This is a genomic window from Amycolatopsis sp. NPDC114478, assembly GCF_055633805.1.
This window is the reverse complement of sequence record NZ_JBVKDO010000015.1, coordinates 55,311-80,270: the sequence shown is the minus strand read 5'-3', so window position 1 is coordinate 80,270 and position 24,960 is coordinate 55,311. Positions and strand designations below refer to the sequence as shown.

General features: G+C 72.4%; 22 protein-coding genes and 1 pseudogene. 10 read left to right on the top strand and 13 right to left on the bottom strand.

Features of this window, described 5'->3' with window-relative positions; all coding sequences use genetic code 11:
* The first annotated feature begins 19 nt into the window (after nucleotides 1–19).
* The 6 genes from ACZ7OH_RS34375 (at nucleotide 20) to ACZ7OH_RS34350 (ending at nucleotide 5,005) form a co-directional block, all read left to right on the top strand.
* On the top strand, nucleotides 20–1,498 hold the full coding sequence (locus ACZ7OH_RS34375) for an HAD-IIIA family hydrolase (protein ID WP_470284652.1): 1,479 nt from the start codon (nucleotides 20–22) through the stop codon (nucleotides 1,496–1,498).
* Nucleotides 1,495–2,535, top strand: coding sequence for a glycosyltransferase family 9 protein (locus tag ACZ7OH_RS34370; protein ID WP_470284651.1), 1,041 nt, complete (start codon nucleotides 1,495–1,497; stop codon nucleotides 2,533–2,535). The genes ACZ7OH_RS34375 and ACZ7OH_RS34370 overlap by 4 nt, the downstream gene beginning before the upstream one ends.
* 237 nt (nucleotides 2,536–2,772) lie before the next feature.
* Entirely contained in the window at nucleotides 2,773–3,597 is an 825-nt protein-coding gene (locus ACZ7OH_RS34365) for an SDR family oxidoreductase (RefSeq protein ID WP_470284650.1), read from the top strand.
* Between the two features lie 153 nt (nucleotides 3,598–3,750).
* The gene (locus ACZ7OH_RS34360; RefSeq protein WP_470284649.1) at nucleotides 3,751–4,200 is read left to right on the top strand and encodes a DUF4383 domain-containing protein; all 450 of its coding nucleotides are present in this window, start codon (nucleotides 3,751–3,753) and stop codon (nucleotides 4,198–4,200) included.
* An 11-nt stretch (nucleotides 4,201–4,211) separates the two neighbouring features.
* On the top strand, nucleotides 4,212–4,652 hold the full coding sequence (locus ACZ7OH_RS34355; protein WP_470284648.1) for a hypothetical protein: 441 nt from the start codon (nucleotides 4,212–4,214) through the stop codon (nucleotides 4,650–4,652).
* Entirely contained in the window at nucleotides 4,649–5,005 is a 357-nt protein-coding gene (locus tag ACZ7OH_RS34350; RefSeq protein WP_470284647.1) for a VOC family protein, read from the top strand. The genes ACZ7OH_RS34355 and ACZ7OH_RS34350 overlap by 4 nt, the downstream gene beginning before the upstream one ends.
* Before the next feature lies 1 nt (nucleotide 5,006).
* On the opposite strand, the gene ACZ7OH_RS34345 is transcribed toward ACZ7OH_RS34350, so the two are convergent.
* The 4 genes from ACZ7OH_RS34345 to ACZ7OH_RS34330 are packed head-to-tail and all read right to left on the bottom strand — an operon-like array spanning nucleotide 5,007 to nucleotide 7,712.
* Nucleotides 5,007–5,444 (bottom strand): DUF6292 family protein, encoded by a 438-nt coding sequence (locus ACZ7OH_RS34345; RefSeq protein ID WP_400893190.1) that lies wholly within the window; start codon nucleotides 5,442–5,444, stop codon nucleotides 5,007–5,009.
* Nucleotides 5,445–5,500: 56 nt separating this feature from the next.
* Nucleotides 5,501–6,163: a phosphoribosyltransferase gene (locus ACZ7OH_RS34340; protein ID WP_470284646.1), complete on the bottom strand. Its 663-nt coding sequence runs from the start codon at nucleotides 6,161–6,163 to the stop codon at nucleotides 5,501–5,503.
* On the bottom strand, nucleotides 6,153–7,337 hold the full coding sequence (locus ACZ7OH_RS34335; protein ID WP_470284645.1) for an erythromycin esterase family protein: 1,185 nt from the start codon (nucleotides 7,335–7,337) through the stop codon (nucleotides 6,153–6,155). The genes ACZ7OH_RS34340 and ACZ7OH_RS34335 overlap by 11 nt, the downstream gene beginning before the upstream one ends.
* Nucleotides 7,338–7,373: 36 nt before the next feature.
* The gene (locus ACZ7OH_RS34330; protein WP_400893185.1) at nucleotides 7,374–7,712 is read right to left on the bottom strand and encodes a hypothetical protein; all 339 of its coding nucleotides are present in this window, start codon (nucleotides 7,710–7,712) and stop codon (nucleotides 7,374–7,376) included.
* A 112-nt stretch (nucleotides 7,713–7,824) separates the two neighbouring features.
* Between ACZ7OH_RS34330 and ACZ7OH_RS34325 the strand changes: the two genes are divergently transcribed.
* Nucleotides 7,825–9,261, top strand: coding sequence for a glycoside hydrolase family 76 protein (locus ACZ7OH_RS34325; RefSeq protein WP_470284644.1), 1,437 nt, complete (start codon nucleotides 7,825–7,827; stop codon nucleotides 9,259–9,261).
* Nucleotides 9,262–9,322: 61 nt separating this feature from the next.
* On the opposite strand, the gene htpG is transcribed toward ACZ7OH_RS34325, so the two are convergent.
* Complete coding sequence (gene htpG, locus ACZ7OH_RS34320; protein WP_470284643.1) at nucleotides 9,323–11,218, bottom strand: molecular chaperone HtpG; 1,896 nt, start codon at nucleotides 11,216–11,218, stop codon at nucleotides 9,323–9,325.
* 154 nt (nucleotides 11,219–11,372) lie between these two features.
* Here htpG and ACZ7OH_RS34315 point away from each other — a divergent pair, with 154 nt between their 5' ends.
* From ACZ7OH_RS34315 to ACZ7OH_RS34305, 3 genes are all read left to right on the top strand, one after another.
* Complete coding sequence (locus ACZ7OH_RS34315) at nucleotides 11,373–12,299, top strand: CE1 family esterase (protein ID WP_470284642.1); 927 nt, start codon at nucleotides 11,373–11,375, stop codon at nucleotides 12,297–12,299.
* 62 nt (nucleotides 12,300–12,361) lie between these two features.
* Nucleotides 12,362–12,823, top strand: a complete 462-nt coding sequence (locus ACZ7OH_RS34310; RefSeq protein ID WP_470284641.1) for an HNH endonuclease — start codon at nucleotides 12,362–12,364, stop codon at nucleotides 12,821–12,823.
* Nucleotides 12,824–13,251: 428 nt separating this feature from the next.
* Nucleotides 13,252–14,607 (top strand): protein kinase domain-containing protein, encoded by a 1,356-nt coding sequence (locus tag ACZ7OH_RS34305; RefSeq protein ID WP_470284640.1) that lies wholly within the window; start codon nucleotides 13,252–13,254, stop codon nucleotides 14,605–14,607.
* Here the strand turns inward: ACZ7OH_RS34305 and ACZ7OH_RS34300 are convergent.
* The 8 genes and pseudogenes from ACZ7OH_RS34300 to ACZ7OH_RS34265 form a co-directional block, all read right to left on the bottom strand.
* Nucleotides 14,604–16,430: a glycoside hydrolase family 5 protein gene (locus ACZ7OH_RS34300; RefSeq protein ID WP_470284789.1), complete on the bottom strand. Its 1,827-nt coding sequence runs from the start codon at nucleotides 16,428–16,430 to the stop codon at nucleotides 14,604–14,606. The genes ACZ7OH_RS34305 and ACZ7OH_RS34300 overlap by 4 nt on opposite strands.
* Nucleotides 16,431–16,535: 105 nt before the next feature.
* Nucleotides 16,536–18,359 (bottom strand): exo-alpha-sialidase, encoded by a 1,824-nt coding sequence (locus ACZ7OH_RS34295; protein WP_470284788.1) that lies wholly within the window; start codon nucleotides 18,357–18,359, stop codon nucleotides 16,536–16,538.
* A gap of 2 nt (nucleotides 18,360–18,361) precedes the next feature.
* The gene (locus ACZ7OH_RS34290) at nucleotides 18,362–19,057 is read right to left on the bottom strand and encodes a beta-galactosidase (RefSeq protein WP_470284787.1); all 696 of its coding nucleotides are present in this window, start codon (nucleotides 19,055–19,057) and stop codon (nucleotides 18,362–18,364) included.
* 196 nt (nucleotides 19,058–19,253) lie between these two features.
* Nucleotides 19,254–20,162 (bottom strand): annotated as a pseudogene (locus ACZ7OH_RS34285) (beta-galactosidase); the annotation flags it as partial.
* A gap of 71 nt (nucleotides 20,163–20,233) precedes the next feature.
* Entirely contained in the window at nucleotides 20,234–21,157 is a 924-nt protein-coding gene (locus tag ACZ7OH_RS34280; RefSeq protein ID WP_470284639.1) for a dihydrodipicolinate synthase family protein, read from the bottom strand.
* The gene (locus ACZ7OH_RS34275; protein WP_470284638.1) at nucleotides 21,157–22,095 is read right to left on the bottom strand and encodes an oligopeptide/dipeptide ABC transporter ATP-binding protein; all 939 of its coding nucleotides are present in this window, start codon (nucleotides 22,093–22,095) and stop codon (nucleotides 21,157–21,159) included. The genes ACZ7OH_RS34280 and ACZ7OH_RS34275 overlap by 1 nt, the downstream gene beginning before the upstream one ends.
* Nucleotides 22,092–23,996: a dipeptide/oligopeptide/nickel ABC transporter permease/ATP-binding protein gene (locus tag ACZ7OH_RS34270; RefSeq protein ID WP_470284637.1), complete on the bottom strand. Its 1,905-nt coding sequence runs from the start codon at nucleotides 23,994–23,996 to the stop codon at nucleotides 22,092–22,094. The genes ACZ7OH_RS34275 and ACZ7OH_RS34270 overlap by 4 nt, the downstream gene beginning before the upstream one ends.
* Nucleotides 23,993–24,952, bottom strand: a complete 960-nt coding sequence (locus tag ACZ7OH_RS34265) for an ABC transporter permease (protein WP_400893161.1) — start codon at nucleotides 24,950–24,952, stop codon at nucleotides 23,993–23,995. The genes ACZ7OH_RS34270 and ACZ7OH_RS34265 overlap by 4 nt, the downstream gene beginning before the upstream one ends.
* Between the last annotated feature and the right edge of the window lie 8 nt (nucleotides 24,953–24,960).

Sequence of the window (24,960 nt, the reverse complement as noted above, 5' to 3'; positions counted from 1 at the left end):
ACGCGGGTAGCCCGGTCCGGTGACTGCTTCGCTCGACTACACCGTGGTGATCCCCACGACGGGCCGGGAGACGCTTCGGCCACTGCTGGACACCCTGCTCGGCGGCGAAGGCCCGCGACCGGCGGAGATCCTCGTCGTCGACGACCGCCCGGGTGGGTCCGAACTGGACGTCCCGGGCGGCGTGCGCGTCCTGCGTTCGGGCGGGCGCGGCCCGGCCGCCGCGCGGAACCTCGGCTGGCGCACGGCGAAGAGCGAGTGGATCGCCTTCGTCGACGACGACGTCGTGCTCGCGCCCGACTGGCCCCGGCAGCTGGCCGAAGACCTGCTGTGGCTGCCGCCGGAAGTCGCCGCGTCGCAGGGACGGATCACCGTCCCGCTGCCCGCGGACCGCCGTCCGACTGATGACGAGCGCAGCACGGCGGGCCTCGAGACCGCCCGGTGGATCACCGCCGACATGGCCTACCGGCGCGCCGCGCTCGTCGAGGTGGGCGGGTTCGACGAGCGGTTCCCGCGCGCGTTCCGCGAAGACTCCGACCTCGCGCTGCGCGTCGCCGACGCCGGGCACCGGATCGACCAGGGCGAGCGGCTCACGACGCACCCGGCCCGCCGCGCCGGGTTCTTCTACAGCCTGAAAGCCCAGCGCGGCAACGCGGACAACGCGTTGATGCGAGCCAAGCACGGCGTCCTCTGGCGCCAGCGCACCGGCGCGGGCCAGGGCCGGCTCGGGCTGCACGCACTGTCCACAGTGGCCGGTCTCGCCGCGCTGGCGCTGCCGGTGCTGCGGCAGCGCGGAAAGGCTGTTCTAGCCGCCGGGATCTGGGCTGGGCTGACGGCGGAGTTCGCTGCCCGCCGGATCCTGCCCGGCCCCCGGACGCCGGGCGAGGTGGCCCGGATGGCCGTCACGAGCGCGCTCATCCCGCCGGCCGCGTGCTACCACCGCGTCCGCGGGGAGATCGCGGCGCGGCGCCCGAGGCCGCCGGTCGCGGTGCTGTTCGACCGGGACGACACGCTGATCGTCGACGTCCCGTACCTCAACGACCCGGCCGGGGTCCGCCCGGTGCCGGGCGCCGCCGACCTGGTGCGCGGACTGCGTGACCGCGGCATCCCGGTCGGGATCGTGAGCAACCAGTCGGGAGTCGCGAAAGGACTGATCGCGCCGGACCAGCTCGCCGCCGTCAACGCCCGCGTGGACGAGCTGCTGGGCCCGTTCGGCACGTGGCAGGTCTGCGTCCACGACGACGGCGACGGCTGCGACTGCCGCAAACCGCGGCCGGGCATGGTCTTGCGCGCGGCGGACGAGCTGGGCGTCGACCCCGCGTCCTGCGTGGTCATCGGCGACACCGGCGCCGACGTCGACGCGGCACTGGCCGCCGGGGCGCGCGCGGTGCTCGTGCCGACGGCCCGCACGCTCGAACCCGAGATCGCCCGCGCGCGCCGGCACGCGGCCGTCGCGCGGGACCTGTCCGAAGCGCTGCGCGTCGCCGGGGTCGCCGGATGAGCCGGGTGCTCGTCGCCCGCCAGGACAACCTCGGGGACGTCCTGCTCGCCGGGCCGTGCCTCCGCGCGGTCGCGGCGCAAGCGGCGCACGTGACGCTGCTGACCGGGCCGCACGGGCGCGCCGCGGGTGAGCTGCTGCCGGGCGTCGACGAGGTGCTCACGTGGACGGCACCGTGGATCGACCCCGCGCCGCCGCCGGTCACCGCGGAGGACACCGGCGAGTTCGTCGCGCTGATCCGGGCGAAGGCGTTCGACCGGGCGCTGATCCTGACGTCGTTCCACCAGTCGCCGCTGCCCTTGGCGCTGCTGCTGCGGCAGGCCGGCGTCCCGTGGATCGGCGCGATCTCCGAGGACTACCCGGGCAGCCTGCTCGACCTCCGTCACCGCGTCGACGGCGACCCGCCGGAGCCGGTCCGGATGCTGTCGCTGGCCGAGGCGGCCGGGTACGCGCTGCCGCCGGACGACCACGGCGCCCTGGCCCTGCGGCGCCCGCTGCCGCCCATCACCCGCCTGACCGGCGGCGGCCCGTACGTCGTGGTGCACCCGGCCGCGTCCGTGCCGGCTCGACAGCCTTCGGCGGCCTGGAGCCACCGGGTGGTGCGTGCGCTGGCCGCGGAGGGGCACCGGGTGCTGGTGACGGGCGCCCCGGGCGAGGCGCACCTGACGGCGGGCGTGGCGGGGACAGCGGCGGTCAACCTCGGCGGCCGGACATCGCTGGCCGAGCTGGCGGCGGTGCTGTCGGGGGCGCAGGTGGTGGTGGCCCCCAACACCGGCCCGGCCCACCTCGCCGCGGCGGCGGGAACGCCGGTGGTGTCGCTGTTCGCCCCAGTGGTCCCGGCGGCGCGGTGGGCGCCGTACGGCGTTCCGGTGGTGCTGCTGGGAGACCAGGGCGCTGCTTGCCGGGACAGCCGGGCCCGCGTGTGCCCCGTGCCGGGCCACCCGTGCTTGGAGCATATCGACCCGGCGGAGGTCTGCCGAGCGGTGGCAGAGCTGGGCGCGGTAACCCCACCCCGGGCGGCGATCAGTTCGCTGTTGTAGACGTACTTTTCGCGTTCGGCTGTGACGGCCCGGGCGAGCGGCATCCCGCCCGGGCCGCGCCCGGTCAGCCGCCGAGTTCCTTGCTCGGATTCGGCTTGCTCAAGGGAGTCTCCTTCAGCTCGGGGAACGGCGCGGTTACCCGGCCGAAGCCAGGACACACACTCGATTCGGCGCCGGCTGTTCCTGGTTTAGTCCGGGAAGGACGTGGTAGCCGACCGGGAACGAAAGGACCGCCCCATGTCCCTCCCGGCGCCACTGCCGTCCGACGCCGCCTCGCCGCGGCGCGCCGTCGTCACCGGCGCGGATTCCGGCATCGGCCGCGCCATCGCGGTCGCTCTCGCCGGTGGGGGCTTGGACGTGGGCATCACCTACCACTCCGATGCCCAAGGCGCCGAGGAAACCGCCGCCGAGGTTCGCTCGCACGGCGCGACCGCGCACGTCCGGCAGCTCGATCTCACCCGCCTGCCCGAAGCCGCCGACGTCGTCGATGCGTTCGCCGCCGACCTCGGCGGCATCGACGTTCTGGTCAACTGCTCCGGTACCGGCAGCAGCCAGCGGGTGCTCGACCTCAGCTACGAGAAGTGGCGCGAAGTCCTCGACGTCGACCTCGACGGGGTCTTCCTCCTGTCCCAGCGCGCCGCACGGCACATGATCGATGCCGGCCGCGGGGGCCGGATCATCACCATCACCAGCGTGCACGAGCACGTCCCGCGCGTCGGCGCCGCGCCCTACTGCGCCGCCAAAGCCGGGGCGGGGGCGCTGACGCAGGTGCTCGCCCTGGAGCTGGCCGAGCACGCCATCACCGTGAACTCCGTGGCGCCGGGCGAAATCTCGACGCCGATGACCGGGCAGGCCGACGCGGACCCGGGCGAGCAGCGGCGGCCCGGCATCCCGCTCGGACGCACCGGTCACGCCGCCGAGGTGGCCGCCGCCGTCGCGTTCCTCGCGACGCCCTCGGCCGGCTACATCACCGGCACGTCGCTGGTCGTCGACGGCGGCCTGCTCCTGATGGGTGCCCAGCACGGCACCGCCCACGACGGGAACGACTGGCGTTCCCCTTGAGACCAGGGGCCCGCGCCGCGGCTGCAGGGACCGGCGCGGGTCCCGGCCGTGGGCCGGGCGGCGGACCATCGGGCCGCCGTCCGGCCCCTTCCACCCGCCGGTTTCCCGTCCGGTTCGCCGGGTATCCGGCCGTCAGGGAAAAGGAGGCTTTCCATGACGTCCGCCGAGACCCGCGCCCGGACCGGCGCGACGTGGCTCCGCCCGGTCGTCGCCGTCCTCGGGCTGCTCTACCTCGCGCTGGGGATCGCGGGGTGGCTGACGCCGGAGACGGCGACGGTCGGCCACGTGACCACCGGCCGGGTGGTGGGGCTGTTCAGCGCGAGCGTGCTCCTGAACCTCGTCCACACCGCGGTCGGGGTGCTCGGGCTGCTCGCCGCGACGCGAAAAGCGGGGGCGGTCATCTACTGCTGGGTGCTGTTCGCCGGTTTCGCCGGCATGACCGCGTACGGCGTACTCGCCACCGCGTTCAGCACCCCGGAGGACCCGATCAACGTCAACTGGGCCGACAACGTGCTGCACGGGCTCACCGCGATCGCCGGGCTGGTCCTCGGGATCGCCGGGGCCCGCGCGGTTTCGGCGCGTCAGCGGCCGGTGGCCGCGTGAAGGAGGATGTCGTGCACCAGGTGACCACAGGTGACTCGGCGGCGGTGGACGAGCCCGCCGTCGTCGTGCACTACCGGCTGCACGCCGACTTCTGCGTCCGGTTCCCCCGCCTGCGCCGCGCGCTGGGCGCTTACAGCGGGCTGGAGCTGGACGCCGACGGCCTGCGCGTGCGGTTCGGGCCGTGGCTCGTGACGACCCCGCTGGGCAACGTCGCCGGCGCCGAGGTCAGCGGGCCGTTCAGCCCGGTGCGCGCGCTGGGTGTCCGGCTGTCGCTCGCCGACCGAGGCCTGACGTTCGGCACGACCACCGAAGGCGGTGTGTGCCTGCGTTTCCGGGAGCCGGTCCGCGGCATCGACCCGTGGGGCCTGATCCGCCACCCCGGGCTGACGGTGACAGTCTGCGAACCGGACTTGGTCGCCGAGGCGATCAACCGGGTGGTGGCCCAGGCATGACGAAGATCCTGGCCGTGGCGGTCGACTGCCGCCGGCCCGATCTGCTGGCAGAGTTCTGGAAAGCGGCGCTGGGGCACGGGAAATCCCGGACCTGGACCGACTCCCACGGACTGACCTACCGGCAGCTCGACTTCGACGACGGGCCCGCGTTGCTGTTCCAGCCGGTGCCCGAAGGGAAGTCGGTGAAGAACCGGCTGCACCTCGACCTGGCGCCGGCGGAAGGCGATCAACGCGCCGAGGTCGAGCGGCTGGTGATGCTGGGCGCGAAGGTCCTCGACGACCCGCCCGACGACCCGTGGATCGTGCTCGCGGACCCCGAGGGCAACGAGTTCTGCGTCCTGCCGGCGCGCTGATTCAGGCTTGGCCCTCGGGCAGGCAGACGTTTTCGTCACTCGCGTAGGAGGCGAGGCGTTCGTCGAAGCCGTCCGGGGCCCCGGGTCTCCGGAAGTCCGGGGGTTCCGGCTGGCCCGGGTAGTCGTCGCCGTAGAGGCCGGCCACGAACGCGACCACCGCTTCCGGTGCCGGCAGCACATCCACGCCGAGGTACGCCAGCACGACCACGTCCTCGCCGGTGGCCGACTCGACGGCGGCCGCCCAGCCGTCCCGCTCGTCCCACAGCAGCGCCGTCTCGTGGTCCGGGAACCGCGCGAGCCGCCGCTCGAGCGCCAGGTACGCCGTCGCGGGGGCATCCACTTCGCAGAACCAAGCGGGCGCGTCCAGCTCGGCCGCCACGGCCAGCAGGTACTGCCTCAGCCCGCGCGCCGCCGCGCCGAGCCCGTCCCGTTCGATCATCCGCGCCTGCCCATCCGTCGGTGCCCCCGCCCGGTGGTACCCCGCCGCCGATCCGGTCAACCAGGCCGTTCCCCCAGGTGGAGCAGCACATCGAGAACGTCTTCGTCACTCGTCTGGTGGAAATCCGCGTACCACTGACCCACGGCGCGAAAGTCCGGCGGTTCGGTCACGCAGACGACGTCGTCGGCTTCGCGCAGCAACCCCGCCGCCGCGCCCGGGGCGCCGACCGGTGCCGCGAACACAACCGTCCGCGGGTTCCTCGCGCGCACGTCACGCAGGGCCGCCGTCGCGGTGACGCCAGTGGCGAGCCCGTCGTCGACGAGGATGACGTCGCGGTCGTCGAGCGCGGCCGGCGGACGGCCGTGCCGGTAGCGCTCGAGCCGGCGGCGTGCCTCCGCGCGTTCCCGGTGCTCCGCCCGCGCCATGCGGGCCGCGGTGAGCTTCAACCGGCGCAGGGAGGCTTCGTCGTAGATCGCCGGGCCCTCTGGGGTGACCGCGCCGACGCCGAATTCGGGCCGCCCGGGCGCGCCGATCTTGCGTGCCACCGCGACGTCCAGTTCGGCGCCCAGCCGGCGCGCGACGATCGCGGCCACCGGCACACCGCCACGGGCGAGGCCGAGCACGAGCGGCGACACCCAGCGCCGGCGCAGCAGTTCGCCGGCGAGCCGCCGCCCGCCGTCGGCGCGGTCGGCGAAGACGAGCCGTCCGTCATCCACCACGCGGGTAAGTCTGCGCCGGGACGAACGGCGGGTCCTCCTCCGGCTCCCAGTGGTGCAACGGGGTGATCGCGGTGGTCTCGTCGCAGTGGACGAACGCGTCGTAGCGGGCGGCCGGGACGTAGCCGCCACCGCGGTGCACGATGCCGATCGCGCGGTGCTCGCGTGGTTCGTGCGCCCAGGCGTCGTCGTCACCGAAAACGAAGAAGCTGTCCTCGTCGGGGACCGCGTCGTGCAGCACGCCCTCCCAGGTGTGCGGGTGCGCCGGCTCGACCGTCATCCGGCGCACCGACCCGCCCCAGTGGCCGGCGGCGATCACCGAGCCGTGGTGGGTACCGAACCCGACCGTGACGACGCCGTCGGCGGCGTGCCGTTCCCGCGCAAGCCCGCCGAGGGTGCCGCCGACCTGCGTGTTGTGCGCCCACACCACGGCCTTCGACCGCGGGCCGTACGCCCGCAGCAGCCGGTCGAGGGTGTCGCTCAGATGGGTGGCGCGGGCGTTGCGGGCCCGCGCTCCGCCGTGGAGGAGCTCCCGGTAGTAGCCCTCGGCGCCCGGCACCCCGGGGCGGGCCGACGTCAGCCGGCGAACGACCTCCTCGCGGCGGTTCTCTGGCACCAGCCCGGCGGAGCCGCGGGGATCGTCACCGTCGGGCTCGAAGCAGCGGAACGCGCGGATCGTCGCATCGAGCCGGTCGGGCTCGTGCTGGCGGACGAAATCGAGGACGCCGCGCAGGAAGTCCCCCAGGCTGTGGACGTCGAGACCGTGGAAGCCGCACGGGACGCCGTCGCCGGTGGCGTTGAACGCGCGCTGCCAGCGAGCGAACTCGGCGACCTCTTCGTTGGCCCACCGCCAGGTCGGCCAGTGGCGGAAGCCCCACAGCGCCTGACCGGGGTCGTTCGGCGCGCCGGGCGCCCCGGCGACGCAGCAGTGCACCCGGTGGCACTCGGCCCAGTCGCCGTCGACGGCGACGAACGAGAAGTCCCGTTCGGCCAGCAGCCGTTTCGTCAGCTCGGCGCGCCACCGGTGGAACTCGGCGGTGCCGTGGGTCGCTTCGCCGAGCAGCACGATTCGGGCGCGCGCGAGGCGCCGGACCAGCGGGTCGAGGTCCTGCGGGCTCCGCAGGGGCGTCGCCGCTTCGCGGATCGCCTTCACGTCGGTGAGCAGGGTTCCTGACATGCTTGGACGTTCCCGTTCCGGCGGGCCCTGAAACCCTCAGGGCCGCCAGCCGTCCTGCCAGTCCGGGTGGGCCTCGTACACCGAGGCGATCAGCTTCACGGACGCGTCGTCGTGGACGTCCCGGATCTCGCGGCGCAGGAACTCGGCCTTCTCGGCGAACGGCACCGGGTGCCGGTCCTCCATAGCTTCGACCGGCCCGCCGGCGAGGATGAGCCCGTCGCCGTCGTCGGCGTACATGATCCGCAGCCTGCCCCGCCGCTCGGCCTCGTCGAGCAGCGGCAGTTCGCCCTCGCGGACGCGCTCTTCGTCCTCCGCGAGCCGGGCGAGCACGAACTCGTCCAGCTTCGCGGCCGGGGTGTCGTCGAGGTTCGTCATGGCCGGGGGTTACCGCGGGAATTCCTGTCCGAAACCTGTCCCGGTAAGGACTGGACCAATATTATTAGCTCCCGAGAATGGAGTCATCGCCCTTCAGCGCGGAAGGTGACAGATGAGCCTCCTGATCCCCCTGCTGACCGTGGTCCTCGCGGCTACCCCCACCCCGGCCCCTGCGCCCGCCGCCGCGCCGCTCGCGGCGATCTGCGACAAGTACTGCGACGCCCGGGATCCCGCCCTCTCCCCCGGCGACCGCGAGGGCGCTTCGGCGACCATCAGCGGCCGCCGGCTCTCCCTGCACCTCGACGACGGCGACGACATGGGCTGGGCGGCGATCACCGGCGGTGCGGCCGGCGACCACGTCTGGCTGGACCGCTCGTTCGACGCCGGGCGCACGTGGGCGTCGGGCAGCAAGCTGGGCGACACGGCGACGCCGTCGGGCGGCACCGGCTGGCGGACGCTGATGTACAACGTCGACGACTGGAACACCAACGGCGTCGGCCTGCTGCGGGCGTGCGGGCAGCCCGCCGGTTCGGGCTCGATCGCCTGCACCGGCTGGGCGCGCACGACGTGGAACGCGTGGGACCACCGCACTGCGGCCGCGACGGCGCTGATGGAGCGCTACAACCTCGGCACCGGCCTGTTCGACACCACCGGCTGGTGGAACTCGGCGAACGCGCTGACCGCGATCATCGACAACGTCCGGATCAGCGGCATGAGCAGCTACCGGTACGCCGTCGACACGACGTACACGAAGAACCTCGCGGCCCAGGGCGGCCAGTTCCGCAACGACTACCTCGACGACACGGGCTGGTGGGGCCTGGCGTGGGTGGACGCGTACGACCTGACGGGCGACAGCAAGTACCTGAACACGGCCCGCGCGGACGCGGACCACATGTACGCGTACTGGGACGGCGTCTGCGGCGGCGGGGTCTGGTGGAGCACGAGCCGCACGTACAAGAACGCCATCCCGAACTCGCTGTACATCCAGCTGAACGCGGCGCTGCACAACCGCATCCCGGGTGACACGGCCTACCTGGCGCGGGCCCGGGCGGGCTGGACCTGGTTCGCCGGCAGCGGGATGATCAACGGCTCGAACCTGGTCAACGACGGGCTCACGACGTCGTGCGCGAACAACGGACAGGCCGTGTGGTCGTACAACCAGGGCGTCCCGCTGGCGGCGCTGACCGAACTGTCCCGCGCGACGGGCGACGCGAGCTTGCTGACGAAGGCGCGGACGATGGCGAACGCGTCGACGACGAACGGGTCGCTGAACCCGGGCGGCATCCTGCGCGACCCGGGCGAGAGCGCGGGTGGCGGCGGCGCGGACGGGCCGACGTTCAAGGGCGTGTACGCGCGGGACCTGGCGGTGCTGAACGCGGCGTTGTCGGACCACCCGTACACGGGGTACTTGCAGCGCCAGGCGAACTCGGCGTACGCCAACGACCGCAACAGTGCCGAGGCGTACGGGCTGCTGTGGGCGGGACCGTTCGACCAGGCCGACGCGGCCCGGCAGCAGAGCGCGCTGGACTTGATGAACGCGGCCCCCTGACTCGAGCCGGTCGTGCGGGGGAAACGGGGGCGGCACCCGGTTTCCCCCTCACGACCACGGGTCAGAGCGACTTCTCCAGGCGGCCCGCCAGCAGCTTGATGAACCGCGACGGGTCGGCCAGCTCGCCGCCCTCGGCCAGCAGCGCCATGCCGTAGAGCAGCTCGGCCGTCTCGGCCAGGCCCTCGTCCTCCGGTCGCGCCGCGTGGGCCTCCCGCAACCCCGTCACCAGCCCGTGCTCCGGGTTCAGCTCCAGGATCCGCTTGATCGGCGGCAGTTCCTGCCCCATCGCGCGGTACATCTTCTCGAGCGTCGGGCTCAGGTCGTGGGTGTCCCCGACGATGCACGCCGGCGACGTCGTCAGCCGCGACGACAGCCGGACCTCCTTGACGTCCTCGCCCAGCGCCGTGCCCATCCACGTCAGCAGGCCTTCGAAGTCCTTCTTCTGCTGCTCACGCGCGACTTCGGTGGCCTTCTTGTCCTCGTCGGACTCCAGGTCGACCTGGCCCTTGGCGATCGACTGGAACTGCTTGCCGTCGAAGCCCGGAACCGCGTCGACCCACATCTCGTCGATCGGGTCGGTCAGGACCAGCACCTCGTAGCCCTTGGCCCGGAACGCCTCCATGTGCGGCGAGTTCTCGATCGCGGAACGCGACTCGCCGGTCATGAAGTAGATGTGCTCCTGGCCCTCCTTCATCCGCGAGACGTAGTCGCGCAGCGAAGTCGGCTTCTCCGCGTCGTGCGTCGAAGCGAACGACGAGATCTCGAGGATGGCTTCGCGGTTCTCGAAGTCGTCGAGCAGGCCTTCCTTGACCGCCCGGCCGAACTCGCGCCAGAACGTCGCGTACTTCTCGGCGTCGGCGGTCATCATCGTCTTGACCGTCGAGAGGACCTTCTTCACCAGGCGACGGCGGATCAGCTGGATCTGCCGGTCCTGCTGCAGGATCTCCCGCGACACGTTGAGCGAGAGGTCCTGCGCGTCGACGACGCCCTTGACGAACCGCAGGTACTCCGGCACCAGCGACTCGCAGTCGTCCATGATGAAAACGCGCTTCACGTACAGCTGCACGCCGCGCTTGCGCTCGCGCAGGAACAGGTCCATCGGCGCGTGCGAGGGCAGGAACAGCAGCGCCTGGTACTCGAACGTCCCCTCGGCCTGCAGCCGGATCGTTTCCAGGGGGTCCTGCCAGTCGTGGCTGACGTGCTTGTAGAACTCGTGGTACTCGTCTTCGGTGACCTCGCTCGACGAGCGCGCCCAGAGCGCCTTCATCGAGTTGACGGTCTCGAGCTCCGCGTCGTCGCCGTCGCCCTTCATCCGGATGGGCCAGGTGATGAAGTCGGAGTACTTCTTCACGATCTCCCGGATCTTCGCCGGGGACGTGTAGTCGTAGAGGTGGTCCTCGGCGTCCTCGGGCTTGAGGTGCAGGGTCACCGCGGTGCCCTGCGGCGCGTCCTCGACCGGCTCGATCGTGTACGTGCCTTCGCCGGTCGACTCCCAGCGGACGCCCTCGCCGGTGCCGGCTTTGCGCGTCACGAGCGTGACCTTGTCCGCGACCATGAAGCTGGCGTAGAACCCGACGCCGAACTGGCCGATGAGGTCCTGCGACGCCGCGGCGTCCTTGGCCTCCTTCAGCTTGGTCAGGAAGTCGGCGGTGCCGGACTTGGCGATCGTGCCGATGAGGGCGACCACCTCGTCGCGCGTCATGCCGATGCCGTTGTCACGCACCGTCAGCGTCCGCTCGGCCGGGTCCGCCTCGAGCGTGATGTGCAGGTCGGAGGTGTCCGCGCCGAGGTCCTTGTCGCGGTACGACTCCAGCCGCAGCTTGTCGAGCGCATCGGAGGCGTTGGACACGAGCTCACGCAGGAAGGTGTCCTTGTTCGAGTAGATCGAATGGATCATCAACTGCAGCAGCTGACGCGCTTCCGACTGGAACTCCAGCGTCTCGATCGGGGTGGTCACTTCCGGTCCTTTCCGGGTGCATCGGCCGTTGGTTGGGTCGATCCTACCGACGGGGTCCGACAGTTCCGACCGCGCACTTTATGAACGCAATGCAGACGGGCCCGGACCCGGGGGTGATGCTGGCCACGCCCCGCTGCCGATCAAGGAGGATCGAGTGCCCGGACGCCTTCCCCGGTGGGCCGCCGCGTTCGCCGCGACCGCCGCCCTGACCACCGCGTTCGCCGCTCCCGCCGCCGCGGCGGGCGTCGCCGACCACCCGGTCCGCACCACCGGCTGCGGGCGCGCGGCCCCGGTCCCGGCCGGGGTGACGACCACGGCGCACGTCGTCTCGGGCGGCCTCGACCGCGAGTACACGGTCCACCTGCCGGCGCACTACAACCCGCGCCGCGCGTACCCGCTGGTGCTGTCGTTCCACGGGCACAAGCGCACGTCGCAGTACCAGGAGGAGCTGTCGGGCTTCTCGGCGCTCGACGCGATCTCGGTGTACCCGCAGGGCCTGGCCGGCACCGACGGCGAGACGGCCTGGACCGGTGCGCCCTACTCGGCGGCCGCGGACGACGTCCTCTTCACCAGCGACCTGCTGGACTCGCTGCAGCGCACGCTGTGCGTCGACAACGCCCGGATCTTCGCGGCCGGGAAGTCCAACGGCGGCGGGTTCGTCGGCGTGCTGGCGTGCCGGCTGGCCGGCCGGATCGCGGCGTTCGCCCCGGTGTCGGGCGCGTTCTACCCGCAGGGCGGCGCGTGCGACCCGAGCCGCCGGGTGCCGGTCCTCGACTTCCACGGCACGGCCGACACGACAATCCCGTACACCGGCAACCCGGCCAAGGGCCTGCCGGCGATCCCGGACTGGCTGGCGGCGTGGTCCACAAGGGACGGTTGCTTCGCCGGGCCGGTGTCGTGGTCGCCGGTCGGCGGCGTGGTCGTGCAGAAGTGGCTGGGCTGCGCGCTCGAGCACTACCGCGTCGAAGGTGCGGGGCACGTGTGGCCGAGCACGAAGCCGAACAACGACTCGGCGACGCCGACGGTCATCGACGCCACCCCGGTCATCTGGCGGTTCTTCCGCGCGCATCCGCTGCGCTGAAACACGATTGACGCAGCTCTTTCCCCTCGGCGACGATTTCCGCCGAGAGAAAGAGGTGCGTTGTGAAGGTACTCGTCTTGAACGCCGGTTACGAGCCGCTGCAAACGGTTTCGGTGCCGCACGCCATCCGGATGCTGGTGCGGCACGTCGCCGAGATCCACGAGGCCGAAGACGGTCTCGCGTACGGGCTGTTCCCGCGGCCGAAGATCGTGCGGTTGCTGCGGTACGTCGTGATGAAGTGGCGATATACGCAGCCGCCCCGCTGGTCCCGCCGCGGGGTGCTGACGCGTGACGGCCACCGTTGCGCGTACTGCGGCGGCCGCGCGACGACGATCGACCACGTGACACCGCTGAGCCGCGGCGGCGCGCGGACGTCGTGGCTGAACACGGTGGCGGCGTGCGGCGGGACGTCCCGCAGCTGCAACGCGCGCAAGGCGGACAAGCTGCCGGCCGAGGCGGGCATGAAGCTGCGGTTCACCCCGTACGTCCCGACGTGGGACCAGCTGCACGCGCTGAGCGCCTGACGGCGCGGCCTGCCTCCGGGCGGGCCGCGCCCGTCGGCGGGCTCGGGCGGCTGGGGCCGGCCGCCACGACCCGAACCGCGGCGCGGCCTTCCGGTGCTCGGCGTGCGAGCCGCCCGCCGGTGGCAGGTGGGCGGAACTCCGGGCCGCACGCGTCGGCGGGTCCCGGGGGCGGCAGGCTCGGATGGACGACAGAGCCCGAGCCGCGCCCGTCGGCGGTCCGGCGCGCGGCGCCGGGTCCGTCGGCCGGGCCGAGGACGCGAACCGCACCACAGCAGGGCAAGCCCACCTCCCCGCGCCCGCCCCGTCGGCTCAGTGCGCCTGACCGCGTGAGCCGGAGTGCGCCCGTCGGCGGGGCTGCTGGCCGGTCGTTAAGCTCGAACCGATCGTCCCCCGCATCCGTGTGTTCCGGGGAAGGCCGGGAGGTCGTCGTGACCGACGAAGGACAGCTGATCGCCGGGCGGTACCGCCTTGCCGAGCGGGTCGGCCAAGGCGCGATGGGTGTCGTCTGGCGGGCGCGCGACGAGCGGCTCGACCGCGTCGTCGCCGTCAAGCAGCTGGGCTACGAGCCCGCCATCGGGCAGGCCGCCGGAGAGCAGGCCGCCCAGCGCGCCCTGCGCGAGGCTCGGCTGACCGCACGCCTGCGGCACCCGCACGCCGTCACCGTGCACGACGTCGTCGAGGACGGCGGCGAGCCGTACCTCGTCATGGAGTACCTGCCCTCGCGCAGCCTCGCCGCCGTCCTGCTCGACCGCGAACGCCTGCCCGCCGACGAGGTCGCGCGCATCGGCGTGCAGGTCTCCTCCGCGCTGGCCGCCGCGCACGCCGAAGGCATCGTGCACCGGGACGTCACGCCCGCCAACGTCCTGCTCGCCGACGGCGGCGTCGCCAAGATCGCCGACTTCGGCATCTCCCGCGCCACCGGCGAGGGCACCGTGACCGGCGGCGGCTTCATCGCCGGCACCCCCGCCTACCTGTCCCCCGAAGTCGCCGGCGGCGGCGAAGCCGGCTTCCCGGCCGACGTCTTCTCCCTCGGCGCGACGCTCTACCGCGCCCTCGAAGGCCAGCCACCGTTCGGCAACGACGACAACCCGATCGTCCTTCTATTGCGGGTCGCCCGCGAAGAACCGATTCCGCCGCAGCACGGCAGCCCGCTCGCCGAGGTCCTCGGCCGGCTCCTGCAGCGCGACCCCGCGCAGCGCCCGTCGATGGCCGAGGTCCAGGAGCTGTTCGAGGCCGTCACCGACGGCCGTCCGCTGCCGCCGCCGCGCCCGCGGCCCCGCACCGAAACCCGGCTGCTGCGCGTCCGCCGCCCCCGCCGCCGGGTCGTGCTGGCGAGCGCCGGCGGAGCCGTCCTGCTCGCCCTCGGCGTGGTGATCGGGACCGCGCTCGTCCCCGACGCGACGCCGATCGCCGCCCCGGCGACCTCCGCGACGAACCCACCGCCGGCGACCACCAGCAGCAGCCCTCCGCCGGACCTGGGCTGCGCCGCCAACTACCAGGTGACGAACTCGTGGCCGGGCGGCTACCAGGTCGAGGTGACGGTCCGCAACGACCGCACCGACGACCTCTCCGGCTGGCGCGTCCGCTGGTCCCTGCCGGGCGGCCACCGCATCACCAATTTGTGGAACGGGAACTTCACGGTCGAGGGCTCCACGGTCACGGTAGACAACGCGGCCTGGAACGCGAAGCTCGACGCGGGCGGCGCGACGACGTTCGGCTTCATCGCCGTCACCGGCGACGGCGACACGAAGAGCCGCCCGGAACTGACCTGCCGGACCGTCTAGGACCGGCAGAGCAGCGCGTCCGGCGTCCGGCTCGAACCGATGCGGCCGGTGTAAGCGACGCCGGCGACGTACTCCCCCGGCGCGCACTGGCCCTTGTAGTTCCCGGTCGCGAAGTCGCCGCCGGGGTCGCCGGACGGCCGGTTGTCGCCGCGGTCGAACCACACCGTGCGGCCGGTCCGGCCCAGCGGCGTCGCGGACCGGCCGCACAACACGGCCGAGAACGCCGCGCCCTGGACGCTGTACCCGACGACCGCGTGGTCGGGCGGGCACTGCGCCTTGGTGTAGCCGGACGCCCAGTCGGTGTCGACGTAGGTCTCGTCCTGGACGGTCACGTACCCGCTCGGGGCGGCGAGCGTCCCGGTGCACAGGCCGCGGTTGCCGGTGTGGGCCAGGCCGGCGAGCCGCTGGCCGTCGGGGCAGACGCCCTTGCGGGCGCCGGAGTTCCAGTCCGGGAGCGCGCGGACCTGGCGCGACTCCTGGAAGTCGGCGTAGTCGAGGTTCAGCATCGACCAGTGCTCCGCCTCCGGGATCGGCCCGGTCCGGGACGGCGCGGAGATCAGCCGCTGCCACGCGGGACCGCGCCAGTCCGTGCCGTCGAGGACGTCGACGCGCCGGCCCGCGGAGTCGTATTCGAGCAGCGCCCAGCCGTCGCCGGAGCCGTTGGTCTGGAAGCCCACCGCGGGCCAGTAGGCGAAGTCCGTGTCCGTCTCGGCGAGGTAGTTCACGAAGTTTTCGAAGAACGCGCGCGACGCCGGGTCGGTCGTGTTGCGGCCTTCGCCGAACTCGCTGATCCACAGCGGCGCGGTGTAGTGCTTGCCGGTGTCGGCCGAGACGAAGAACGCCTGCCGGTACAGGGTGTCCCGCAGTTCCTGGGGCGAGAGGTCGCGGTAGCGCGGGTCGTGCGTCTCGCCGACGCCGGTCGCGCCGGAGTGGTTGGGACCGGTGTAGCCGTAGAAGTGCGCCGAATAGACGAGCTTGCCGGAGTCCACGAGCGTGTGCGACAGCGTCCGGGCGGGTTCCAGCGTGGGCCGGCCGTGCGGGAAGCCGTCGATCGGCAGCCCGGTCCAGTTGATGCCTTCGACGAAGATGAGCAGGTCGCGGTTCGCCTCGGTGAGGATGCGGTCGGCGACCTGCTGGCTCGCGCGCTGCCAGTCGGTGCCGTTGCCCCAGCCCCAGTTCGGGTCGTCGAGGGTGTTGCGGCGGACCTCGTTGTACAGGTCGGCGCCGACGACGCGCTTGTTCGTGGCGTAGCGGCGCGCCATGAACAGCCAGTCGTCCTGCCACTGCTGCTCGGTCTGCGCGGTGTTCCAGCGTTCGTTGCCGTCGAGCCCGCAGCACCAGCGCGAGGTCGTGGTGTGGTTGTTGAGGATGACGGCGAACCCGCGCGCGGTCAGCCGGTCGACGACGCGGTCGTAGACCTGCAGCGGGGTCAGGCCGTGCAGATCTGGGTTGGCGGGCAGGTCCGGGACCGGCCGGGTGTCGTGGAGCATCGCGTTGGAGAACTGCAGCCGCACGCTGTTGAGGCCCAGCTGCGCGAGCCCGTCGATGACGGTGTCGATCGACGCGCGGTCCAGCCCGAGCGGCGTCTGGTAGGCGATCTCGCCGGCGTGGTGGTTCGCCGGGTCGTTGACATCGCCGGAGCCGGTCCAGGTGCCGCTCGCGCCGTGCCAGTTGGCGGCCTTCAGCTTGAACCGGTCGCCGTGGGCGTCGACGATGTACCGGCCGCGGGTGCTGAGCGGCCCGGTCCAGGACGGCGGATCCGCCGCGGCGACGGGGACCGCCAGGCCGGCGGTGACGAGCAGGACGGTGAGCAGCGCACCCATGATCCTCACGCGAGGAGTCAACCAACTCGCGAGCCGCCTGATAAGGGCCAGAAGGAGGTCGTGAGTGGCAATCCGGTAAGAACCCGGATCACCCCTCACGACCGGCTAGCCGTGGATGCGGTCGAACGGCAGCCGCAGCACCTGCCCGGCGGTCACCGGCGCGTTCCGCAGCCGGATCGCGTCGAGTTCCGACGGCGTCAAGGCCCGGCGGTAGAAGCGGACCTCGTCGAAGCTGCCGTTCCAGCGGAACTGGCTGTCCAGCCGCTGCCCCAGCTGCAGCTGGAACGACACCGTCTGGCTCACCGACCCGGCGGCCGCCGGCCCAGACGCGACCTGGACCCCGTCGACCCACAGCAGGAGCCGACCGCCGGTCCGCTCCAGCGCCACGTGGTGCCACGCCTGGTCGTCGTACGCCTGCGCCGACGTGATCGACGCGCTCCCCGCCGCCGTGGTCATCATCGCGATCAGCCGGTGGTTGGCCGGCTCGCCGCGCAGCCACTGCTGGGGCGCCGTCGTGCCCATCCCGCCGAGCCAGAACAGCACCTGGTTGCCCTTCGTGGCGCCGTAGCGGAACCAGCCGGTCCACGTGAGGTCGCCGTCGCCCGGGGGCTGGGCCGGGTCGTACGGCACGCGGACGTAGTCGTCGACGCCGTCCAGCGTCACCGCGCCGCCGAACCGCCCGGGCGTCACCGGGGCTCCGCCGAGCACCCGCGCATCGGCGTGGCCGGAAACGTCCGGTGTGGACGGTCCCGCGGAGTTCCGCCAGCCCAGATAGGATTCGTCGAAGCGCGCGAAGCGGATCTCGTCCCGAGCGTCGACCGCGCCACCTTCGTACATCAGCCCGATCTCCGAGCCGCCGATCCGAACCAGATCGGAGTACCCCGACCAGTCGGTGGTGATCCGCGTGCCCTGCTCGGCGTTCTCCCACGTGCGGCCGCCGCCGTAGGACGAGCGGATCATCATCCAGCGGCGCCGGTCGGTGTCCGACGGCGAGGAGAACAGCAGGCGGTTGCCGACGCGCAGCACCGACCCCTGCACCATCGGTGTCACCAGGTCGGGGACGGTGGTGAAGGACCTGGTGAACGTCTCGCCGCCGTCGCGGCTGAGGGCGTAGTCGCGATTGCCGATGTCGGTGCCGCCCTGCTCGCGGCCGCCGGCGTAGATCGAGCCGTCGGCCAGCTCGGCCACGGTGACTTCGGACGGTTTCTGCGGGTACGTCCCGCCGACCGGGTGCGGGTAGCTGTTCACCGCGCCGACGTGCCAGCTGCGCCCGCCGTCGTCGCTGTAGACGAGCCCAGCGTGGTTCTCGATCGAATGCGTCCCGTCGCTGGTCTCCGCGTTGACGCCGAACACGAGCCGGCCCGCGTGGCGACCGCGCGTCAGCTGGATGCCGTGCACCGGGCCGGACGCGTACCACGAGTCCCAGTTCGGCAGTTTCGCCTGCGCGCTGATGTCGACGGGCGCCGACCAGGTCAGGCCGTCGTCGTCGCTGTACTGGGAATGCGGCGTGCGCGGGCACGGGACGTCGCACCCCTTGTCGTCGGTACGCCCCTTGTTGTACGTCGTGATCAGCACGATCCGGCCGGTGCGGCTGTCCACCACGGGCACCGGGTTGCCGTGCGTGTCCCCACCACCGCGGTTGACGACCTGCAGCGGCGACCACGTCTTCCCGCCGTCGGTGGAGCGCTTGAGCACGAGGTCGATGTCGCCGGTGTCGCCGCAGTTGTCGATGCGGCCTTCGGCGAACGCCAGGAGCGTGCCGTGGGTGGACTCGACGACCGCCGGGATCCGGAAGCAGCTGTACCCGGGATCCTGCGCGGCTTTGAACAGGACCTGCTGGTCGAACTGCGGCGCGGCCTGCGCCGGGCTCACCGCGAGCAGCGAGCCGGCCAGGGCCACCAAAGCGGCCCATCTCCCCAGTGTTCTCATACTCATCCCTTCAGGACGGCGACACCTCGCGGGGCGAGCCGGACCTCGCGCACCGGCCGTGACGGGTCGGTCAGCAGGTCCGGCGCGGCGTGCGGCAGGTCGACGGTGACCGGCTCGGTGCCGTGGTTGAGCAGGATCAGGTAAGCGCTTTCCCCGCCGTGCCGGACGACGGCCTGGACACCCGGCGGCGCGGCCAGCACCGGCGTCACCCCGGCTTCGGCCGTGATGCGGTCGAACAGCGGCGCCAGGTCGGGCCGGGTGCCGAGGTACCAGGCAACGCCGTCCCCGAACGCGTGCCGCGTGATCGCCGGACGCCCGGCCAGCTCCCCGGAGGCGAACGACGCGACGACTTCGGCGCCTTCGGGTTCGATCCACTCGGCCCAGATCGACCCGGAACCCGTTGTGCCGTCTGCGAAATCGAGGTCGACCGGCCCGGCCAGGGGCCAGAACTCGTCGACCCGCAGGCCGAGGATGTCCCGCAGTGGCGCGGGATGGCCGCCGAGGTAGGCGCGGTCGCAGCCGTCGACGATCCCGGAGAAGTACGACACCACGAGGTGCCCGCCACCCGCGACGTACGCACGCAGGTTGTCGGCGGCCGACTGCTCCAGCAGGTACAGGTTCGGGACGACGACCAGCCGGTACGACGTGAGATCCCGCGAAGGGTGGACGACGTCGCACGTGACGTTGGCGTCGAACAAAGGCGCGTAGTGCGCGAGGTGCGTTTCGAGGTACCAGCTGAGCCGGGTGCGAGTCGAGTTCGAGACCCCACCAGCTCGGCCAGTCGTGCAGCAGGGCGACGTCGGCGCGCACGCGCGTCCCGGCCAGCTCCGGCACCCGGGCCAGCTCCTGCCCCAGAGCGGCGGCCTCGCGGAACGTCCGGGTGTCGCGGCCGCCGTGCGGGACCATCGCCGAGTGGAACTTCTCGGCGCCGCCGCCGGTCTGGCGCCACTGGAAGAACAGGACGGCGTCGGCGCCCTGCGCGATGGCCTGCCAGCTGCCGAGCCGCATCGCCCCGGGTGGCTTGGGACTGTTGCGCGGCCGCCAGTTCACCGCGCTCGGCGCCTGTTCGAGCAACATCCACGGTTGGTCCTTTGTGGACCGCACGAGGTCGTAGGCGAACGCGGCTTCGACATGGGCGCGCGGGTCGGCGGGGTCGGGTAGGAGTCGAGGCTGACGACGTCCTCGTGCGGTGTCCACGTGTGCCAGTCGAGGGCTTTCTGGACCAGGCCGACGAAGTTGGTCGTGATCGGGACGTCCGGCGTGACGCGGCGCAGCACCCGCTGTTCGGTCAGGAAGCAGCCGAGCGCGGCGTCGGAGGAGAACCGGTGGAAGTCCAGCTGCTGCGCGGGGTTCGGGAACGTCGGGGCGACGCGGGGTGGCAGGATCTCGGCCCAGTCGTCGTAGCGCTGGGCCCAGAAGGTGGTCGTCCACGCGGCGTTGAGCGCCTCGATCGTGCCGTACCGCTGCTCCAGCCAGACGCGGAAGTCCGACGCGGACTCGTCGCAGTAGCAGGCCCGGACGTGGCAGCCGAACTCGTTGCCGACGTGCCACATCGCCAGCGCGGGATGCCCCGGGTGCGAGCCGGACGCCGTCGGCGCGCACCGGCAGGACCTCGGGGTGCGCGTGGGTCAGCCACGGCGGCGGGGACGCGGTCATCGTCGCCAGGCAGACGCCGATGCCCGCGCCGGCGAGGCCGTCCATGACCTCGTCGAACCAGCCGAAGTCCCACTCCCCCGGCCGCGGTTCGACGCCGGCCCACGAGTAGATCCCCGCGGTCACCATCGTGACGCCCGCTTCGGCCATCAGCTTCAGGTCGTCCCGGCGCACCTCGTCCGGCCAGTGCTCGGGGTTGTAGTCGGCGCCGTAGCGGAGCATCAGAGCAGACCCGCTTCGGCGAGCTTCTCCTTGATCCGCAACAGTTCCTCGTCGTCGAGCGGGAGCTGCGGCGGGGCCATGACAGCGTTGTCGATGAACCCGCGCATCTTCATCGCGGCCTTGAAGGCGCCGAGGCCGGCCGAGCCGCGGCCCATCCGGCTCGGCGGCGCCACCGACGTGATCGAGAACAGCTTCATCAGGCGTTCCTGCTCGCGGCGGGCGGCGGCGAGGTTGCCGGACTTGAAGTGGTCGTGGATGAGCACGTACCCGACGGGGTCGACGTTGCCGAGGCCCGGGACCGCGCCGTCGGCACCCATCGCCAGGGCCGCGTCCACGACGAGCTCGGAGCCGGTGAACACCGCGAACGAGTCGAGGCCGCGGTCGCGCTTGCCGAGCAGCACGGCGCGGAACGACGCCTCGTCGCCGCTGGAGTCCTTGAGCCCGGCGAGGACGCCGTCGGCGGCCAGGTCGAGGACCATTCCGCCGTCGAGCTTCGTGTGCACCGCGACCGGGATGTCGTAGGCGACGATCGGCAGCGCCGTCCGTTCGCGCAGCAGCCGGAAGTGCCGGTCGACCTCGGCGACGTGCGTGCGCGTGTAGTACGGCGCGGTGACCACGACGGCGTCGGCCCCGGCGGCTTCCGCGACCTTGATGTGCTCGGCGACCCGCAACGTCGTCATGTCGATACAGCCGACGAGCACCGGGACGCGGCCGGCGACCTGCTCGACCGTCGTTTCGACGACGACGCGGCGCTGGGCGTCGGGCAGGAAGGCCACCTCGCTGGAGGAGCCGAGGACGAAGACGCCGTGCACACCGGCGTCGAGCTGGAACTCGACGTGGCGCCGCAGCGAGGCGGTGTCCACGCCGAAGTCGTCGGTCAACGGCGTGCACAGCGGCGGGACGATTCCGGCGAACTTCGGCATCAGGCGCTCACTCCGGTGGGGATCTCGGGATGGATGCAGCGGTACGTGTGGCCGCCCGCGGCCGCGGCGAGCGGCGGCAGCTCGGCCGCGCACTCGCCGGTGGCCTTGGGGCAGCGGGTGCGGAACGGGCAGCCGCTCGGCGGGTTCGTCGCCGACGGCACCGGGCCGGTCAGCACGATCGGCTCGACCGGGTGGAGCAGGCTGGGCGTCGCGGAGAACAACGCCCGCGTGTAGGGGTGACGGGCCTGCGCCCCCACCGGCGCTTCCTCGACGATCCGGCCCAGGTACATCGTGACGATCCGGTCGCTCATCTTCGACACCGTCTGGATGTCGTGGGAGACGAAGACCATCGCCAGTTCCAGCTGTTCGCGCAGGTCGAGCAGCAGGTTGAGGATCTGGGCGCGGACCGAGACGTCGAGGGCGGACGTCGGCTCATCGGCAACGAGCAGCGCGGGCCGCAGGGCCAGGGCCCGGGCGATGGCGACGCGCTGGCGCTGGCCGCCCGACAGCTGGCCCGGCACGGCGTCGGCGACGCTCGCCGGCAGCCCGACCAGCGACATCAGCTCCCGGACGCGATCGTCGCGCTCGGCCGGCGTCCCGACGCGGTGCACGTCGAGGGGGTCGCGGATGATCTTGGCGACGGCGAGCCGGCGGTTCAGCGCGGTCGACGGGTCCTGGAAGACCATGCCGACCTCGCGCCCGGAGACGAGCGGCTCCCCGCGGAAACGCACGGTTCCCGCGGTCGGCCGCTGCAGCCCGACGATCACCTTGGCCAGCGTCGACTTGCCGCAGCCGGACTCGCCGACGACGCCGATCGTCTCGCCCGGGTTCACCACGAGGTGGGCGTCGGTCAGGGCGTACACGTGCTGGTGGCCGAACAGGCCGCGGCCGCGGATCTTGTGGACGACGTGGACGCCGTCGACCTCCAGGAGGTTCACGCCGTCGCCTCCTTCTCGCGCGCGATGTCGACCGCCGGGAAGTGGCAGGCGACGAGGTGGTCGACCGGCTCCCCGAACCGGACCGGGGTTTCGTCGTGGCATTTGGCGCGCGCGGCCGGGCAGCGGTCGGCGAACCGGCAGCCGGCCGGGAACTCGGCCGGGGCCGGGACGACGCCCTTGATCTGCGTCAGCCGGGCCTCGTTCTCCTCCAGCGACAGCACCGCGCTGAGCAGGCCGCGCGTGTAGTGGTGCCGCGGCGAGCCGACGACCTCGGCGGTGGCGCCCAGCTCGGCCACCTGGCCGCCGTACATGACGACGACCCGGTCGGCGATCTCGGAAACCAGCGCCAGGTCGTGCGAGACGAGGATGAGCGCGAACCCGAGCTCCTCCTGCAGCCGCAGCAGCAGCGCCATGATCTGCGCCTGCACGGTGACGTCCAGGGCGGTGGTCGGCTCGTCGGCGACGATCAGCTTGGGGTCCCGCGAGAGCGCCATCGCGATCAGCACCCGCTGGCGCTGCCCGCCGGACAGCTCGTGCGGGTACGCCCGCAGGGTGCGTTCCGGGTCGAGGTTGACCAGCTCCAGGAGTTCGACCGGAGTCCGCGTGCCGCCGCGGCGGGTGAACTGCTTGAGCTGGGCGCGGATGGTCATCGCCGGGTTGAGCGAGCTCAACGCGTCCTGGTAGATCATCGCGATGTCGTGGCCGAGGTGGCGACGGCGTTCGCCCGGGCGCAGGGCGAGCAGGTCGCGCTGGGCGAACCGGATCTGGCCGGACACCCTGGCCGCCGGCGGCTGCAGGCCGAGGATCGACAGCGCGGTGAGCGTCTTGCCACAGCCGGACTCGCCGATCAGGCCGAGGACCTCCCCGGCGCGGACACTGAACGACACCCCGTCCACGACGTCGACGCCTTCGTGGCGGCCCGGGAAGGAGATCGCCAGCCGGTCGACTTCCAGGACCGTGTCCCGGTGGTCGAGTGACCGGGCCGTGCGGGCCAGCCGCTCCCCTGCTTCGCGCAGCCCGGCGATCGGCAGCACGGGCGCGGTGTCGGCGTCGTCGCGAGCCTCGACGGCCTTCGCCACTTCGGCCGCCTTGACCGCACGGGCCGACGGCGCCGCCCAGGCGTCGGAGATCCGCTCGGACAGGATGTTCAGCGCCAGCACCGTGACCAGGATCAGCAGGCCGGGGAACAACGTCGCCCACCAGCCGCCGGTCAGGACCAGGTCCTTGCCGTCGGCGAGCACCGAGCCCCACGACGGGTCCGGCGGCTGGATGCCGGCGCCGATGAACGACAGCGACGCCTCGAACACGATCGCGTCGGCCACCGTGACCGTGCAGTAGACGAGCACCGGCGCGGCGCAGTTGATCGCGACGTGCCGGGTCAGCACGAAGAACCGGCGCGCGCCGATGACGCGTTCGGCGGCGACGTAGTCCTCGCCGTACTGGGCCAGGACGTTCGCCCGGATCACCCGGGCCACCGGGGGCATGTTGAGGAAGCCGATGGCCAGGATCAGCACCAGGATGCCGTGGCCGAACACCGCGACCAGCACGGCGGCCAGCGCGATGCCCGGGAACGCCATGACGACGTCGAGCACGCGCATGATCACCGCGTCCACCCGGCGGTGCGAGGTCGCCGCGAACGCCCCGATCACCGCCCCCGACACGAGCGCGAGCGCCACCGCCCCCAGGCCGATGGCGAGCGACCAGCGCGTGCCGGCGACGAGCCGGGAGAAGATGTCCCGGCCCGAGGTGTCCGTGCCGAACCAGTGCGACCCGCTGGGCCCGCCAGCGTCGGTGCTCAGCGCGTCCGGGTTGTGCGTCGCGACGAGCGTGCCGAGCACCGCGACCAGGAGCAGCACGCCGAGGATCGCGAGCGCGGGCCAAGCCGCGCGCAGCCGCTTCACGCGTGGCTCCGCAGGCGCGGATTGGCGATCAGGTACAGCACGTCGACGATCAGGTTGACCAGCACGAACCCGATCGCGATCGTGATCACGAAGCCCTGCACCTTGGCCGTGTCGCCGTCGGTGACGGCCTGGATCATGTTCTGCCCCATCCCCGGCAGCGCGAACATCGTCTCGATGACGACCGCGCCGCCCAGCAGGTAGCCGACCCGCAGGCCGAGCACGGTCAGCGGCGTGACCAGCGCGTTGCGCAGCACGTTGCGCCCGACCACGACCACCGGCGGCAGGCCGCCGCCGCGCGCGGTGCGGACGTAGTCCTTGTCCAGCTCTTCGACCATCGACGTCCGGATCACCCGGGTCAGCTGGGCGGCAACCGGCAGCGCGAGGGACACCGCCGGCAGCGTCAGCGAGTTCAGCCAGCCGCCGAAGGAGTCGGCCGGGCTGACGTACCCGCTGGTCGGGAACAGGCCCTGGCCGACCGCGAGCCACTGGACCAGCAGCAGCGCCACCCAGAACGCCGGCGCGGCGACCCCGGCCAGGGTGACCACGCGGATCAGCTTGTCCGGCCAGCGGTCGCGGAACAGCGCCGACGTCACGCCGAGCACCAGCGCCGTCACCAGGGCGATGACCAGGCCGAGCAGGGTCAGCTGGACGGTCAGCGGCAGCGCGGTGGCGATCGTGTCGCCGACCGGCTGCTTGGTGATCACGCTGGTGCCGAAGTCACCCTGGACCAGGTGCCAGACGAAGTGGACGTACTGCAGCGGCAGCGGGTCCAGCAGCCCGTTCTCGAGCCGGAACCGCTGGAGCTGCTCGGCGGTGGCGTTCGCGCCGTCGAACGCGGCGAGCGCCGGGTCGGTCGGCGCGAACCGCATCACGATGAACACGAACAGGATCACGCCGAGCAGCAGCGGGATCAGGGCGAGGATGCGGCTGAGCAGCATCCGCACGACGACGGCCACGGGTGTTC

Excerpts from the sequence above, each read along its gene's own strand:
- ACZ7OH_RS34370 (WP_470284651.1), top strand. The coding sequence starts at position 1,495 with ATGAGCCGGGTGCTCGTCGCCCGCCAGGACAACCTCGGGGACGTCCTG.
- ACZ7OH_RS34365 (WP_470284650.1), top strand. The coding sequence starts at position 2,773 with ATGTCCCTCCCGGCGCCACTGCCGTCCGACGCCGCCTCGCCGCGGCGC.
- ACZ7OH_RS34360 (WP_470284649.1), top strand. The coding sequence starts at position 3,751 with ATGACGTCCGCCGAGACCCGCGCCCGGACCGGCGCGACGTGGCTCCGC.
- ACZ7OH_RS34350 (WP_470284647.1), top strand. The coding sequence starts at position 4,649 with ATGACGAAGATCCTGGCCGTGGCGGTCGACTGCCGCCGGCCCGATCTG.
- ACZ7OH_RS34345 (WP_400893190.1), bottom strand. The coding sequence starts at position 5,444 with ATGATCGAACGGGACGGGCTCGGCGCGGCGGCGCGCGGGCTGAGGCAG.
- ACZ7OH_RS34335 (WP_470284645.1), bottom strand. The coding sequence starts at position 7,337 with ATGTCAGGAACCCTGCTCACCGACGTGAAGGCGATCCGCGAAGCGGCG.
- ACZ7OH_RS34330 (WP_400893185.1), bottom strand. The coding sequence starts at position 7,712 with ATGACGAACCTCGACGACACCCCGGCCGCGAAGCTGGACGAGTTCGTG.
- ACZ7OH_RS34325 (WP_470284644.1), top strand. The coding sequence starts at position 7,825 with ATGAGCCTCCTGATCCCCCTGCTGACCGTGGTCCTCGCGGCTACCCCC.
- ACZ7OH_RS34300 (WP_470284789.1), bottom strand. The coding sequence starts at position 16,430 with ATGGGTGCGCTGCTCACCGTCCTGCTCGTCACCGCCGGCCTGGCGGTC.
- ACZ7OH_RS34295 (WP_470284788.1), bottom strand. The coding sequence starts at position 18,359 with ATGAGAACACTGGGGAGATGGGCCGCTTTGGTGGCCCTGGCCGGCTCG.
- ACZ7OH_RS34280 (WP_470284639.1), bottom strand. The coding sequence starts at position 21,157 with ATGCCGAAGTTCGCCGGAATCGTCCCGCCGCTGTGCACGCCGTTGACC.